The organism is Streptomyces sp. NPDC056883 (assembly GCF_042788835.1).
Taxonomy (GTDB): Bacteria; Actinomycetota; Actinomycetes; order Streptomycetales; family Streptomycetaceae; genus Streptomyces; species Streptomyces stoeckheimensis.
In genome coordinates this window covers 571,977-586,502 of the sequence record NZ_JBHUBS010000003.1, presented here as the reverse complement: position 1 = coordinate 586,502, position 14,526 = coordinate 571,977, and the positions used below count along the sequence as shown (strand labels likewise).

At 70.4% G+C, this 14,526-nt stretch carries 11 protein-coding genes; 4 read left to right on the top strand and 7 right to left on the bottom strand.

Annotation, left to right across the window (positions count from 1 at the left end; genetic code table 11):
* Nucleotides 1–22 precede the first annotated feature (22 nt).
* The gene (locus ACFRU2_RS11735; protein ID WP_382970735.1) at nucleotides 23–424 is read right to left on the bottom strand and encodes a MerR family transcriptional regulator; all 402 of its coding nucleotides are present in this window, start codon (nucleotides 422–424) and stop codon (nucleotides 23–25) included.
* Between the two features lie 338 nt (nucleotides 425–762).
* Here ACFRU2_RS11735 and ACFRU2_RS11730 point away from each other — a divergent pair, with 338 nt between their 5' ends.
* Nucleotides 763–1,446, top strand: a complete 684-nt coding sequence (locus ACFRU2_RS11730) for a helix-turn-helix domain-containing protein (RefSeq protein ID WP_382970732.1) — start codon at nucleotides 763–765, stop codon at nucleotides 1,444–1,446.
* Nucleotides 1,447–1,587: 141 nt separating this feature from the next.
* Here the strand turns inward: ACFRU2_RS11730 and ACFRU2_RS11725 are convergent, their stop codons facing one another.
* Nucleotides 1,588–3,639, bottom strand: a complete 2,052-nt coding sequence (locus ACFRU2_RS11725) for a hypothetical protein (protein WP_382970729.1) — start codon at nucleotides 3,637–3,639, stop codon at nucleotides 1,588–1,590.
* Between the two features lie 302 nt (nucleotides 3,640–3,941).
* On the bottom strand, nucleotides 3,942–4,967 hold the full coding sequence (locus tag ACFRU2_RS11720; RefSeq protein WP_382970727.1) for an ATP-dependent 6-phosphofructokinase: 1,026 nt from the start codon (nucleotides 4,965–4,967) through the stop codon (nucleotides 3,942–3,944).
* A 278-nt stretch (nucleotides 4,968–5,245) separates the two neighbouring features.
* Between ACFRU2_RS11720 and pta the strand changes: the two genes are divergently transcribed.
* From pta to pyk, 3 genes are all read left to right on the top strand, one after another.
* Nucleotides 5,246–7,327 carry a phosphate acetyltransferase gene (pta, locus tag ACFRU2_RS11715; protein WP_382970724.1) on the top strand — a complete coding sequence of 694 codons (2,082 nt, stop codon included), beginning with the start codon at nucleotides 5,246–5,248 and terminating at the stop codon, nucleotides 7,325–7,327.
* 54 nt (nucleotides 7,328–7,381) lie between these two features.
* The gene (locus ACFRU2_RS11710; RefSeq protein WP_382970722.1) at nucleotides 7,382–8,596 is read left to right on the top strand and encodes an acetate/propionate family kinase; all 1,215 of its coding nucleotides are present in this window, start codon (nucleotides 7,382–7,384) and stop codon (nucleotides 8,594–8,596) included.
* A gap of 63 nt (nucleotides 8,597–8,659) precedes the next feature.
* Complete coding sequence (pyk, locus tag ACFRU2_RS11705; RefSeq protein ID WP_250744782.1) at nucleotides 8,660–10,090, top strand: pyruvate kinase; 1,431 nt, start codon at nucleotides 8,660–8,662, stop codon at nucleotides 10,088–10,090.
* A gap of 121 nt (nucleotides 10,091–10,211) precedes the next feature.
* Here the strand turns inward: pyk and ACFRU2_RS11700 are convergent, their stop codons facing one another.
* The 4 genes from ACFRU2_RS11700 to ACFRU2_RS11685 form a co-directional block, all read right to left on the bottom strand.
* The gene (locus ACFRU2_RS11700) at nucleotides 10,212–11,474 is read right to left on the bottom strand and encodes a hypothetical protein (RefSeq protein WP_382970718.1); all 1,263 of its coding nucleotides are present in this window, start codon (nucleotides 11,472–11,474) and stop codon (nucleotides 10,212–10,214) included.
* Complete coding sequence (locus tag ACFRU2_RS11695; protein ID WP_274549621.1) at nucleotides 11,464–12,048, bottom strand: DUF6114 domain-containing protein; 585 nt, start codon at nucleotides 12,046–12,048, stop codon at nucleotides 11,464–11,466. The genes ACFRU2_RS11700 and ACFRU2_RS11695 overlap by 11 nt, the downstream gene beginning before the upstream one ends.
* A 126-nt stretch (nucleotides 12,049–12,174) precedes the next feature.
* The gene (locus ACFRU2_RS11690) at nucleotides 12,175–12,804 is read right to left on the bottom strand and encodes a DUF6230 family protein (protein WP_250744779.1); all 630 of its coding nucleotides are present in this window, start codon (nucleotides 12,802–12,804) and stop codon (nucleotides 12,175–12,177) included.
* A gap of 594 nt (nucleotides 12,805–13,398) precedes the next feature.
* Nucleotides 13,399–14,403, bottom strand: a complete 1,005-nt coding sequence (locus tag ACFRU2_RS11685; protein ID WP_382970716.1) for a tetratricopeptide repeat protein — start codon at nucleotides 14,401–14,403, stop codon at nucleotides 13,399–13,401.
* Nucleotides 14,404–14,526: the final 123 nt, after the last annotated feature.

The window sequence follows — 14,526 nt, the reverse complement described above, 5'->3', positions numbered from 1 at the left end:
TTCCCCTCTCGTCCCGACCGGATCAGCCGGTCATCTCGCATCTGGGTCCGGGCGTTTCGGCTTCGGCCTCGGCTTCGGCCTCGGCTTCGGCGAGCTGGCTCGCGACCTGGTCGCGCACCTCGCCGAGGCGGCCGATCAGGCCATCCAGTTCGGTGAGCTTGCGCCGGTAGACGGCCAGCGAGGCCGGGCAGGAGTCGCCGGACGGGTGCCCGGCGCGCAGGCATTCCACGAACGGGCGGGTCTCCTCCAGGTCGAAGCCGAAGTCCTGGAGCGTGCGGATCTGGCGGAGCAGCCGCAGGTCTTCCTCGTCGTAGGTGCGGTAGCCGTTGCCGTCGCGCCGGGCGGGCAGCAGTCCCCGCGACTCGTAGTACCGGAGCGTCCGGGTGCTGGTGCCCGCACGCTCGGCCAGTTCGCCGATTCGCATGGCCCCGACGGTAATCCTTGACCCCGACGTCAAGGCAAGGAGCGGGTCCGGAGGCCCTCGCCACCCCCGTGAGCGAGGGCCTCCGCCTCATGGAGCACGGAGGGGACGGGTGGCCGGTTCGGATCGGTCCGGTCATGTGAGACGGATCACGCACGGGGCTATCGCTACGGGCGGCCGGAAACGTACGCTAAGAAGTGGATCACGGTTCGCCCCGATTACCGGACAGTCGCAGGGAAAACCGTCCAAAGCCCTTAACTCCATAGGACGTTCCTACGAGTTATGGGCTTGTTTGTTTGGTCTGTAGTCGCCGCGCCTCGGCCACTCCTACGGTGTGCCATGTGCACTCCAGCCCCCCCTTCAATGCCCCCGCCGCGCGTCGTCTCCGCGCGGCCCTGGGCATGGCTCCCGGTCATGTCGCCTACGGCCTGCGGGCCCAGTACGGAATGCTCGTCACTCCCGAGACCGTGATGGCGTGGGAGCGTGGCGAGATTTCGCCCACCTCCGCCGAGCTCACCGCGTTGGCCGGCGTGCTCTGGTGCGCCCCCGGCGAGCTGCTCGCGGAGCCCGTCACCCTGCGGGAGCACCGCATCGCCCGGGGCCTGGCCGCCGAGGACCTGGCCCGCCGGGTCGGGGTGGAGGCGGGTGCCTACCAGAAGATGGAGGACACCGGCCGCTGGAAGGGCAACGAGCGGCAGTCCGCCGCGCTGGCGACGGCGCTGGGGCTGACCCTGGCCCAGTTCGTGACGGCGACCGGCAAGCACGAGGAGCTGGCCGAGCTGCTGCGCAGCGCGGTGACCACCCGCTGGCAGGCGTACGTGAAGCCGCTGACCAAGCTGCTTCCGGTGCCCAAGGCGCACCTGGAGCGGGTGCTGGAGCAGCTGCACGGCGAGTACCAGTCGCGGATGGTGGCGACCCTGAGCTGGGGCGGCGGCGGGGGCGAGGCCGGCAGCGGCGATTCGGGACGTGAGTACCTCACGGACATCGTGGAGCGGTTCTGGGCCCTCGCCGGGGGTGCGGCGTAGGACACATTTCGCCCTCGGGCTCCCTACGGGAAAGGCCCCGACCGCGTCCAGACGAGGACGTGATCGGGGCCTTTCGGCGTTCGAAGTCGGGGCGGAGGTCCCGCCCCGGGGGCCGGTCGGCAGCCCCCCGGGCGACGGCCGCTAGTGCGGCGGCAGCGGCGCGTACACCACGGTCGCCGTGATGCCCGCCTTGGCGAGGTCCTTCGTCAGCCGGTCCGCCACCGTCCGGTCGCCGACCAGGATGGTCGGTGCGGCGGGGCCCTCGGCGAGCGCCTTCTTCAGGTGGACCAGCGAGGTGTCGTACAGCGTCGCGAACTCCCGCTTCTGGGCGTCCTTCTCGGTGGGCGGGCCGCCCATCTGGACGTAGAAGATCTCGTACAGCGCCACCATGTCGCCCGCCCGGTGGTTCAGGAGCTGGGCGAGGAAGGTGGACTTCAGGTTCAGGTACGAGTCGTTGGCGTACAGGGCGATCACCGGGCCCGGCCGGTCCTTGAGGTCCCGCCCGACGAGCGCCCGGGCCGGCGGGCCCATGTCGCTCCGGCCGCCGCCCTTGGCCCACTTGATCATCGGGCTCTCATGGAAGGCCGAGGTGGTGTTCAGCCGGTCCGCGAAGCTGGTCCACCCCGAGGGGACCCCGAACTGCACGCCGCCGAACAGTGCGAGCGCGGTGACCGCCGCGAGACCGGACTGCAGCAGCCGCTCCACCCGGCGGCGCCGGGGGGAACCCGCCGCCTGTTGCCCGGGCGTCAGCAGGAGCCCGACCAGGCCCAGCGAGATCAGGCCGATCACCAGTCCGGCGGCGGCCAGCTTCTCGAAGTAGTACGAGAGGTAGCCGATGGTCTTCGTCTGGTAGACGCCGAACAGGGTGAGCATCGCCATCGCGCCGAGGACCAGGACCAGGACCATCTGTCCGGTGGCGGTGCGCCGGTTCGCCCGCAGGGAGGCGGCCAGCAGGGCCGCCAGGGCGCATCCGATGAGCACCGGGCGGTCGGGGACGACCATCGGGCCGGCGAGGTTCGAGGTCTTGGAGACGTCCAGCTTGGTCAGCACGGAGAAGATGCTGGGGAGTCCCGCGAGCAGCGTGCCGCCCGCCAGGACCGTGAGGAGCAGCCCGCGCCGGTGGGCGAAGCGCCGCCGGTGGACGACGAGGACCGCGGCCAGGCCGAGGCCGAGCAGGGCGCCGTAGAGGTTGTAGACGAAGGTGACGGTCACCAGGCCGGCCACCGCGACGAGGGCGAACTCGGCCCGGCCCATCGCGGGCCGGACGAGCAGCGCCAGTCCGACGGCGAGGAACAGCAGCCCGACGATCTCGGAGTCGAACCCCCGCTCGACGAGGGTGGACATGGAGCCGATCAGCATCACCGCCATCACGGTGGCGCAGACCGCCGCGGCGCGCCAGCCGCGCAGGCGCGGGCCGCCGATCCAGCGGGCGGCCCAGACCAGGACGGCGCAGAGCAGCGCGTAGGCGCCGATGACGTACAGGAGGTACCGGTTCATCATCTCGGCGGTGGGGCCGCCGTCGGTCGAGGACTTCACGAGGACGTCGATCCACGCCAGCAGGAAGTGGGTGCCCTGCGGGTAGACGGCCTCCGAGGGGGTCATCATGAACGTCTTGGCGGCCTCCTGGTGGAGGAAGTTGTAGCCGCCCACGTGGTGGATGCCGTCGAAGTACGAGAAGTGCCCCATCCGGTCCTCGGACGTGACGAAGAAGGCCAGCCGCTCGGTGATCGACTTACCGGCGAGCGGGTGGTGCATGTAGTGCCAGACCACCGCGAAGGTACCGAGGACCAGTGCGTCCGTGCCGCGCAGCCGCAGGGGGATGTGCGGGCGCCGGCCGGACAGCCAGCCGCAGACGGACACGACGGTCAGCAGGAGGCCCGCGCCGGGGACCGGGGCCAGCCCCCACGGCCAGACGGAGAAGAGCAGTCCGAAGGCCATGACGGCGCCGCACAGGATGAAGGCGGAGACGACCAGGCGGTCGAGGAGGCCTCCGCCCACCCGGATCAGGGAGGCGATCGCCAGGACCAGGACGGGGATCAGCACCACGTCCAGGCCGGTTGCGTCGAGGAGCAGCGGCAGCGCCCAGGAGAGGCCCACGGCCGCGGCGAGCACGGGCCACCGCCGCCGTGCCGGGGCCGGTGCCGGACCGCCGGGCTGTCCCGCCTGCGGGTTCTCGGCGTTTCTACTGGTCAAAAGGGCAGGGCGGGTCGCCACGGGAGACGGGAACCTTCCATCGTGCGCACGGGAGCCGGATGAGGGGCCTGGACTTCGCGGCCCGATCCGGCCATGTGCGGCTCGGCCAATCAATCCCCCAACGGCGGAGTCTTCGGATCATAACGCGGGGAGGGGTCCGAACGAGGTGTGGCCCGCCCCCGTCCCGGTGGGGACGCGGACGGGCCGTCCGGGCCTGGCGGCCGGTCTCCGCGGCCCCGGAGGGGGGTGCGGACCGGGCCGTTCGGCGGCGGAATTCGGGACGGAAGTCCCGGCCGGGGCCGTCAGAAGACGGACTCGGCCTCGTACATGCGGTCCTCGGGGACGGTCTTCAGCTCGGTGACGGCATCGGCCAGCGGGGCCATGACGATGTCGGTGCCGCGCAGGGCGGTCATGTTGCCGAAATCACCGCGGTGGACGCCCTCGACCGCGTGCCAGCCGAAGCGGGTCGCGAGGACGCGGTCGTAGGCGGTGGGGGTGCCGCCGCGCTGGACGTGGCCGAGGATGACCGGGCGGGCTTCCTTGCCCAGGCGCCGCTCCAGCTCGACGGCGAGGCGGTTGCCGATGCCGGCGAAGCGCTCGTGGCCGTAGGCGTCGATCGCGCCCTTCTCGTACGGCATGGAGCCCTCGGCCGGGTGCGCGCCCTCGGCCACGCAGATGACGGCGAACTTCTTGCCGCGGGCGAACCGTTCCTCCACCATCTTGACCAGGGCGTCCACCTCGAACGGGCGCTCCGGCAGGCAGATTCCGTGGGCGCCGCCGGCCATGCCGGACTCCAGGGCGATCCAGCCCGCGTGCCGGCCCATGACCTCGACGACCATGACGCGCTGGTGCGATTCGGCGGTGGTCTTGAGGCGGTCGATGGCCTCCGTGGCGACCATGACGGCGGTGTCGAAGCCGAAGGTGCGGTCGGTGGAGGAGATGTCGTTGTCGATGGTCTTCGGTACGCCGACGACCGGCATGCCGGCGTCCGACAGCATCCGGGCGGCCGTCAGGGTGCCCTCGCCGCCGATCGGGATCAGGGCGTCGATGCCATAGCGCTTCGCCAGTTCGACGGCGTTCTCGGCCGCTTCGTGGAGGCGGGCGCGCTCCATGCGGGCCGATCCGAGGATCGTGCCGCCGCGGGCGAGGATGCCGCTGACCGCGTTGATGTCGAGGGGGCGGAAGTTGCCGTCGAGGAGACCCTTGAAGCCGTCCTCGAAGCCGATGACCTCGTCCCCGTGCCCGACCACGGCACGGTGTACGACCGACCGGATGACAGCGTTCAGGCCCGGGCAGTCGCCGCCTGCGGTGAGAACTCCGATACGCATCGTGCTGTGTCTCCTGCTCCTGGTCGTACGTGACTGTTCGCGTGCGGGCGTCCAGTCGTACATATGAAGGGCGTATTGATGAAGCCTGTCCGATTGTTCCACGGGCCTCGGGTCGCGCGCCCTCCGTGCCACTCCGCCCGCGGGGGCCCGTAGGGCCTTTCGGCCCCTCCGGCAGGCCCTTCTCCCGGCGGGCGTCCTAAGGAATCACAGGGGTATTGTCAAGAGGTCAAGCCCACATTAACTGGGACAACCGACTCGAATTGGGACGGAGAGCACGCGTGACGCGCAGCGTGTACGTGACGGGGATCGAGCGGGGGGACGGCCGCCAGGTCGTCGAGCTGGGCATCATGGAGCTCCTGACCCGCCAGACAGGCCGGGTGGGCGTGTACCGCCCCCTGTTGCACGACGGGCCCGACCGGTTGTTCGACCTCCTCAAGGGCCGGTACCGGATCGACCAGGACGCCGCGACGGCCTACGGCATGGAGTACCACGAGGCCTCCGCCATCCTGGCCGAGAAGGGCACCGACGAACTGGTCTCCCAGCTCGTCGGCCGCTACCACAAGGTGGCGCGCGACTACGAGGTCATGCTGGTCCTCGGCACCGACTACGCCGACACCAACCTCCCGGACGAGCTGGCGCTCAACGCCCGCCTCGCCAACGAGCTGGGCGCGCTGGTCATCCCCGTCGTGGGCGGCACCAAGCACCCGGCCGAGGCCGTGCGCGCCGAGACCCGCAACGCCTACCGCGCCTACGAGGCGCTGGGCTGCCACGTGGGCGCGATGGTCGTCAACCGGGTGGCCGCCGAGGACCGCGAGGTGATAGCCGAGCGCCTGGCCGCCAGGCTCCCCGTGCCCTGCTACGTCCTGCCGGACGACAAGCACCTGTCCGCCCCGACGGTCGCCCAGATCACCCGGGCGCTCGGCGGCGAGGTGCTCCTCGGCGACGAGGCCGGACTGGCCCGCGACGCCCTGGACTTCGTCTTCGGCGGGGCCATGCTGCCGAACTTCCTGAACGCCCTGACCCCCGGCTGCCTGGTCGTCACCCCCGGGGACCGCTCCGACCTGGTCATCGGCGCGCTCGCCGCGCACACCTCCGGCACCCCGCCGATCGCCGGCGTGTTGCTGACGCTGAACGAGCGTCCGGGCAAGGACATCCTGACGCTGGCCTCCAAGCTGGCTCCGGGCACCCCGGTGGTCTCGGTGGCGGGCAACAGCTTCCCCACGGCCGCCGAACTCTTCGCGCTGCAGAGCCGGCTGAACTCCGCGACCCCGCGCAAGCTGGAGACCGCGCTCGGCCTGTTCGAACGCCACGTGGACACCGCCGAGCTGCGCAAGGTGCTCTCGGTGGCCCGCTCCGAGCGGGTCACGCCGATGATGTTCGAGAACCAGCTGCTGGAGCAGGCCCGCTCCGAGCGCCGCCGCGTGGTCCTTCCCGAGGGCACCGAGGAGCGCGTGCTGCGCGCCGCGGACGTGGTGCTGCGCCGCGGGGTCTGCGACCTCACCCTGCTGGGCGAGGAGCAGGCGATCCTGAAGAAGGCCGCCGACCTGGGCATCGACATCTCGGCCGCCCAGCTCATCGACCCGGCGACCTCCCCGCTGCGGGAACGGTTCGCCGAGTACTACGCCAAGGCCCGCGCCCACAAGGGCATGACGGTCGAGCTGGCCCACGACGTGGTCACCGACGTCAACTACTTCGGCACCCTGATGGTCCAGGAGGGCCTCGCCGACGGCATGGTCTCCGGCTCGGTGCACTCCACCGCCGCCACCATCCGCCCGGCCTTCGAGATCATCAAGACCAAGCCCGACGCGTCCATCGTCTCCTCGGTCTTCTTCATGTGCCTGGCCGACAAGGTCCTGGCCTACGGCGACTGCGCCGTGAACCCGGACCCCAACGCCGAGCAGCTCGCCGACATCGCCGTCCAGTCGGCCACCACCGCCGCCGCGTTCGGCCTGGACCCGCGGATCGCGATGCTCTCGTACTCGACCGGCACCTCCGGCTCGGGCGCCGACGTGGACAAGGTCCGCAAGGCCACCGAGATCGTCCGCGAGCAGCGCCCCGACCTGCTGATCGAGGGGCCGATCCAGTACGACGCCGCCGTGGAGCCATCGGTCGCCGCGACCAAGCTGCCCGAGTCCGAGGTGGCCGGCCGCGCGACGGTGCTGATCTTCCCCGACCTCAACACCGGCAACAACACGTACAAGGCCGTGCAGCGCTCGGCCGGCGCCGTGGCGGTCGGCCCGGTCCTGCAGGGTCTGCGCAAGCCCGTCAACGACCTCTCGCGCGGCGCCCTGGTCCAGGACATCGTCACCACCGTGGCCATCACCGCGATCCAGGCGCAGTCCCAGCCTGTGGCCGGCTGAGCCCGCCCCACCGAGCACCCACCGAGCCCCGACCGCAAAGGAAAGACCCTCATCGTGACCGCATCGCGCGTACTCGTCCTCAACTCCGGCTCCTCGTCGGTGAAGTACCAGCTGCTCGACATGGCGGACTCCTCCCGCCTGGCAGTCGGTCTGGTGGAGCGCATCGGCGAGGAGACCTCCCGGCTCAGTCACGAGCCGCTGACCGGCCCCGGTGCCCAGGGCGGCAAGCGCGTCACCGAGGGCCCGATCGCGGACCACGCCGCCGCGCTGCGCGCCGTCTCGGCGGAGCTCGCCGCCGACGGCCTGGGCCTGGACTCCCCCGAGCTGGCCGCCGTGGGCCACCGGGTGGTGCACGGCGGAACCAAGTTCACCGACCCGACGCTGATCGACGACGCCGTCCTGGCCGAGATCCGCGCCCTGATCCCGCTCGCCCCGCTGCACAACCCGGCGAACGTGACCGGCATCGAGGTGGCGCGGGAGCTGCGCCCCGACCTGCCGCAGGTCGCCGTCTTCGACACGGCCTTCCACTCGACCATGCCGGAGCACGTGGCGCGGTACGCGATCGACGCCGCGACGGCCGACAAGTACTCCATCCGGCGGTACGGGTTCCACGGCACCTCGCACGCCTACGTCGCCCGGGCCACGGCCCGGCTCCTGGGCAAGCCCGAGGAGGACGTGAACGTGATCGTGCTCCACCTGGGCAACGGCGCCTCGGCCTCGGCCGTGCACGGCGGGGTGTGCGTGGAGACCTCCATGGGGCTCACCCCGCTGGAGGGCCTGGTCATGGGCACCCGCTCGGGCGATCTGGACCCGGCGGTCGTCTTCCACCTGGCACGGGTGGGGGGCATGTCCATCGACGAGATCGACTCGCTGCTCAACAAGAAGAGCGGTCTGCTGGGTCTGTGCGGCGACAACGACATGCGCGAGGTGCAGCGGCGGGCCGCGGAGGGCGACGCCTCCGCCCGCCTGGCGCTGGCCTCGTACATCCACCGTCTGAAGAAGTACATCGGCGCCTACTCGGCGGTCCTCGGCCGGGTGGACGCGGTGGCCTTCACGGCGGGCGTGGGCGAGAACTCCTCCCAGATCCGGGAGATGGCCCTGGCCGGTCTGGCCGAACTGGGTCTGGCGCTCGACCTGGAGGCGAACTCGGTACGGTCCCCCGAGCCGCGCCTGGTGTCCGCGGAATACGCACGGGTGGCCGTGGCCGTGGTCCCGACGGACGAGGAACTGGAGATCGCCAGCCAGACGTACGCGCTGGTTACCGGGTAGTCACTTTGGACTTTCCGCCAGACGGAATATTCCGCTACGAAACAAACCGATAGGATCCGCTCCATGCGCCGTTCCAAAATCGTCTGCACGCTGGGCCCCGCCGTCGACTCTTACGAGCAGCTGAAAGCTCTCGTAGAGGCCGGTATGAACGTGGCCCGATTCAACTTCAGCCACGGCTCCCAGGCAGAACACCAGGAGCGGTACGACCGCGTCCGGAAGGTCTCCGAGGACACCGGGCGCGCGGTCGGCGTCCTCGCCGACCTCCAGGGCCCGAAGATCCGTCTGGAGACCTTCGCCGAGGGTCCCGTCGAGCTCGTCCGCGGTGACGAGTTCACCATCACCACCGAGGACGTCCCGGGCGACAAGTCCATCTGCGGCACGACCTACAAGGGTCTGCCGGGCGACGTCTCCAAGGGCGACCAGGTCCTGATCAACGACGGCAACGTCGAGCTCCGGGTGACCGAGGTCGAGGGCCCCCGGGTCAAGACCATCGTCATCGAGGGCGGTGTCATCTCGGACCACAAGGGCATCAACCTGCCGGGTGCCGCCGTCAACGTCCCCGCCCTGTCGGAGAAGGACGTCGACGACCTCCGCTTCGCCCTGCGGATGGGCTGCGACATGGTCGCCCTCTCCTTCGTGCGTGACGCCAACGACGTCAAGGACGTCCACAAGGTCATGGACGAGGAGGGCCGCCGGGTCCCCGTCATCGCCAAGGTCGAGAAGCCGCAGGCCGTCGCCAACATGGAGGGCGTCGTCGCGGCCTTCGACGCGGTCATGGTCGCCCGTGGCGACCTCGCCGTCGAGTACCCGCTCGAGAAGGTCCCGATGGTGCAGAAGCGCCTCGTGGAGATGTGCCGCCGCAACGCCAAGCCGGTGATCGTCGCGACCCAGATGATGGAGTCGATGATCACCAACTCGCGCCCGACGCGCGCGGAGGCCTCCGACGTGGCCAACGCGATCCTCGACGGCGCGGACGCGGTCATGCTGTCCGCCGAGTCCTCGGTCGGCGCCTACCCGATCGAGACCGTCAAGACGATGTCGAAGATCGTCGAGGCGGCCGAGGAGGAGCTCCTGTCCAAGGGCCTGCAGCCGCTGGTCCCGGGCAAGAAGCCCCGCACCCAGGGCGGCTCCGTCGCCCGCGCGGCCTGCGAGATCGCGGACTTCCTGGACGGCAAGGCCCTGGTCGCCTTCACCCACTCCGGTGACACCGCCCGCCGCCTGTCGCGCTACCGCGCGAACCAGCCGATCCTGGCCTTCACCACCGACGTCAACACCCGCAACCAGCTCACGCTGAGCTGGGGCGTCGAGTCCTACGTGGTCCCCCACGTGGACAACACCGACTCCATGGTCGACCTGGTGGACGTGGAGATGCTCAAGCTCCAGCGCTACAACAACGGCGACACCATGGTCATCACCGCCGGCTCGCCCCCCGGCGTCCCGGGCACGACCAACATGGTCCGGGTCCACCACCTGGGCAGCGGCGCCCGCGACTGATCCCGCACCGCCGGCTCCACCCGTAAGACTCTGCCGCACAGAGACCGAGGGCGGCACCCCGATCCGATGAGGATCCGGGGTGCCGCCCTCGGTGCGTGCGGCCGCGCGAGGCCGTACGCGTCTACTCCGCCGGCCCGATGTAGTTCTTGAGGCCCGGGACGGTCAGGGTGCCGCCGAACTGGCCGGCCTGGACGACCGTGACGTTCGTGAAGAACGCGAACGGGACGTTCAGGGGCGGCGGGCTCTTCGGGGTGAACTCGATCGGGATCAGACCGAAGAGGTTGCCCTTGAGGCTCTCGGTGTACATCGTCACCTTGGCCCCCCGGATCTTCGAGGTGGATCCCGGACGGGACTTCAGGTGGGCGACCTGCGCGCCCTTGCCCACCGTCTGGTAGAGGTCCTTGATGTCCAGCGAGTCCGCGGTGAACTTCAGGACGGTCTTGGTCTTGCCGCCCGCCGTCTTCACCTCGACGATGCCCTCGTAGTCGAGGCCGTAGAGGGTCAGCAGCGAGCTGTCCAGGTACCAGGGCTCGTCCGGGAGCAGCGGGATGCCCTGCTCCAGTTCGGCGGCGGCCAGCGCCTTGGCGTCGTAGGTCGGGCAGGGGAACGGTTCCTTCCCGTTCTTGCCCTTCGCGCCCTTGTCCTCGCCCTCCGTCGTCGTTTCCGGCACCGGCTTGGGCTTCGGCTTGGTCGTCTTGCCCGTCTCGTCCTTCGGGGTGGTCGCGGTGTCCTTGACCTCCTCGGAGAGCTCCGAGACGGTGACGCCCGCCGTCTTCGCGGCGTCACGGATCGCGGCCGCGGCCGGGTCCGCGGCGGGCGCGGCGGTGGCAGCGGTGGCGGTCGGAGCCGGCGCGGCCGGGGTGCCCGTGAGGGGCTTGCCGAGCTCGCCGACCAGGCCCTTGATCGCGTCGCCGACGCCGAGCGGGTCCAGCGGGTTCGCCGCCTTGGCCGGAGGCACCGCCGCAGGCACGACGCCGGGCTTCTCGACGGGCTTCGTCGCGGGCTTGGTGGCCGACGGGCTCACGTTCGGCGAAGGCACCGCGGTGGGCGACTTGCCCGGTGCGGGAGTCGTCCGAGGAGTCTTCGGAGGAGTCTTGGAAGGCGCCTTCGCCGACGGGGACGCCGACTCCGCGGGCTCGTCGGACCGCGTCACGCACGGTCCGGGCGCGAAGGGGATGTCCTTCTCGTCGGCCACGGCCAGCTTCGGCGCCATGCTCATGCCGACGAAGACCGCGGTCGGCATGGCGGCCAGCGCCATCGTCTTGCCGACGGGTATCTGGATCTTGGTCAGCAGCGACTTCCTGGGCGCCGCGTGACGCGGGCCCTTCCTTTCACGGGACTCCGCACCCGGAGCCTCGCCCCGTTGCGTTTCGTCACCCCGCACTGTTCCTCCCGCCATCGGCGTGGGCAGTCGTCTCGCTCGCGTATGCCGGCGTTTCCGTTTCGCGCTGTCCCGGGACCCCGTGGGGGCCCGCCATCGCCTCGGCCTTGCCCAGGTTCACGGTGTGCGCCGGGTCCGCGGTGTTCGCCGCTTCCGTCTCCGCCACCGGCTTGCCCGGTACCCAGGACAGTGCGAGACCGCCGCCGACCATCGCGAGGATGAGGCCGGCGCCGAAGCCTCCGAGGTTCGAGACCGGCAGGGACACCAGTCCCAGGAGGATGGCCGCGACACCCGCGAAGATCCGTACGTTCTGCTGGAACCAGAGCGTCAGCCCCAGCGTTGCCAGGAGGACGCCGATGATCAGCGAGCCGGCACCGGCCGTCGTCGCCATCGCGATGGTGACGTTGCCGAGCCGGACGTCCGCGTACGGGAAGTAGGCGATGGGGAATCCGGCGATGAGCGTGATCAGTCCGGCCCAGAAGGGGCGCTGACCGGACCACGCGTGGAAGCGGTAGTACACCATCGTGAGCCAGGCGTCGTCTTCGGCGCGCACGTAAACCGGGGCCTGGGGGTTCATGGACAACAGCTCCCTGGAAACGGGTGGTACTGAGAACTATGTGGAGCCCGGACGGGCGGGCGACGGCGGCGGCTGCCCTCACCGCCCGCCCGTCCGGTTACGCACTCGGAGCGATGGCTTCGCGTCCTAGTAGCAGGGCTGGTCTCCACCGAGGAGGCGCAGCTTGAGGTCGGGCAGCTTGAAGGTGCCCGCCGTCGTCGCCCACGCCTTCTGGCGCACGTTCGACAGCACCGCGCGGTCCGCACGCTGCGAGAACGCGTACTTGTTGGCGACCGTGCCCGCCTGCGGCTTCGTCTTGTGGGACGCATCGCCGACCGCGACACCGATGTCCAGGTTGGTGAACTCGGCGTCGGTGTCCAGCTCGGCAACATCCAGGTAGATGTTGTCGGCCACCGCGGGCTTGCCCGGCTTGGTGCCCGTCTGCAGCTTCAGCGTGATGTTGCCGAGCGGCGTCGGGGTGACCAGCGACTGGCACATGTTGGTGATCTCGGCGTGGCTGAACCCGGAGATGGTGACCGGGTGGTGCGCCGCCGTGCCGTCGAGGTTGTGACCCTCGGCGACGCCGCCGTACTGGATCAGGTTCTGACCGTCGAGCTTGTCGGCCGAAACCTTGAAGTCCTGGCCCGAGACGCTGAAGGACGCCGCGAGGGCACCCTGCGCCAGACCCACACCGACCGCCGCCGTGGCAGCGATGCTCGGCACCATGACGAGCGCGAAGCGCTTCCATCTGGTCCCGCCACGAATCTGGGAAATCATGTTCGTTCCTCCTTCTCGGACGTACATCTCCGGTCCGGGCGGTGCCCGTCCTGGGATGGGAGAAGTGCTACGTCCTCGGGAAGGAGCGCGAGCGGCCGAACCGCGGCAATACCGCGTCCGTACACCGGCGTTCACCCCCGAGCGACAACCACTTGGCCACGCGTTCGCGCAACCTGGGGGGACAGGCCCCGCCGTGTGACGGAGACCCCCCTGTCCCACGGCCGGTGCCACTGCCACCGGCCGGCCCGGTGGGGACCCTCCACCGCGGCTCCGGGATGAGCGGCTCTGCGGGAAGGACCGAGCGTCGCCGATCGTGGTCCATTCACGGCCGGGGCACAAGGGGGTTCGTTACTGGCGGGTAACGGCCAGATAACCTGAGGGAGTACCCACCCTGTCGGGCAGCAACACAGGGTGTCACCAAGGGCCACGACAGACCGGGGGAAGAGTGAACACACCGGACAGTTCACGGGGTTCGATTTACTGCGAGTAACAGCGGCCGCGATTACCAAGTTTTGGCAAAGTGCGGCCGCTGTTTATCTCCGTGTCAACAAATCACCGGTGGTGTGCCGGTGCTGTGTCGGTCCTGTGCCGGTACTAGAAGAGCACCCGCGCGAGGGCCGTACGGGCCGAGGTGACGAGCGGGTTGTCCGGACCGACCACTTCGAACATCTCCAGCAGCCGGACGCGCACCGCGTCGCGGTCCTCACCGAACGTCACCTTCACGGTGTCCACCAGCCGCCCGAAGGCGTCCGCCACGTGACCGCCGGCCAGATCCAGATCCGCCGCGGCGATCTGCGCCGCCGGGTCCTTCGGGTTCTCGGCCGCCGCGGCACGCACCGCCTGCGGGTTCATGTCCTTGACCCGGACGAACAGCTCGGTCTGGGCGAGGCCCAGCTTGGCGTCGGTGTTGGACGGATCGGCCGCCAGTACGTTCTTGTAGGCGCGCACCGCCCCGTCGAGGTCGTCGGCGTCCAGCGCCGCGATCGCCTCGTCGAGCAGCGCGTCGTACGGACCGGCCGGCTCCTCGGCCTCCACCGCGCCCGGACCCTGGGCGGCGCCCTCGGCGCCGGGGTCCACCTCGACGCCGATGACCCCGAAGCGCTCCTCGGCGATCTGGACCAGCTGGGCCAGGACCCCGCGGACCTCGCCCTCGGACGGGAGGTCCTGGAACAGCGGCATCGCCTGGCCGGCGACCACGGCGAAGACGGCCGGGAGGGCCTGGATGCGGAACTCGCGGATCAGGTTCTGGTTGGCGGCCACATCGAGCGCGGCCAGCGCGAGGCGGCCGTTCGCCTCGAGGGTGAGCCGCTCCAGCAGCAGGCTCAGTTCCTGCCCCTGATCGAAGCCCTCGGCGCGGAAGTCGAGGATGACCGGAACCTCACCCGAGAGCGGGACGACGTGGCTCTCGAAGCGGGTCTCGTCGGTTTCGAAGACGAGCGCGGACGGCGGAACGGCCCCGGCGGGCGCGGGCGCACCGCCCTGAGCGGCCTTCCGGGCCGACTCGGCGCGGGCCTGCTCGGCCTTGGCCTTGGCCTCACCGGCCGCCTTCACCGCGGCGAGGTCGACGACGCCGCTCATGGACATGTTTCTGGGCTGCATGCGTACATCCTCCCCCGAGTGCGCGCGCCGACGAAAAAGATCGGCCGAAACGAACCGATCGCGGTACTTGCCGTGCCGTGCCCGTCCTGCCGTGCTGTGCCTGTCGTGCTGTGTCTGTCGTGC

Bases quoted from the DNA above. Each gene is read 5' to 3' on its own strand.
- ACFRU2_RS11735 (WP_382970735.1), bottom strand. From the start codon at position 424: ATGCGAATCGGCGAACTGGCCGAGCGTGCGGGCACCAGCACCCGGACG.
- ACFRU2_RS11720 (WP_382970727.1), bottom strand. From the start codon at position 4,967: ATGCGTATCGGAGTTCTCACCGCAGGCGGCGACTGCCCGGGCCTGAAC.
- pyk (WP_250744782.1), top strand. From the start codon at position 8,660: ATGCGCCGTTCCAAAATCGTCTGCACGCTGGGCCCCGCCGTCGACTCT.
- ACFRU2_RS11695 (WP_274549621.1), bottom strand. From the start codon at position 12,048: ATGAACCCCCAGGCCCCGGTTTACGTGCGCGCCGAAGACGACGCCTGG.
- ACFRU2_RS11690 (WP_250744779.1), bottom strand. From the start codon at position 12,804: ATGATTTCCCAGATTCGTGGCGGGACCAGATGGAAGCGCTTCGCGCTC.
- ACFRU2_RS11685 (WP_382970716.1), bottom strand. From the start codon at position 14,403: ATGCAGCCCAGAAACATGTCCATGAGCGGCGTCGTCGACCTCGCCGCG.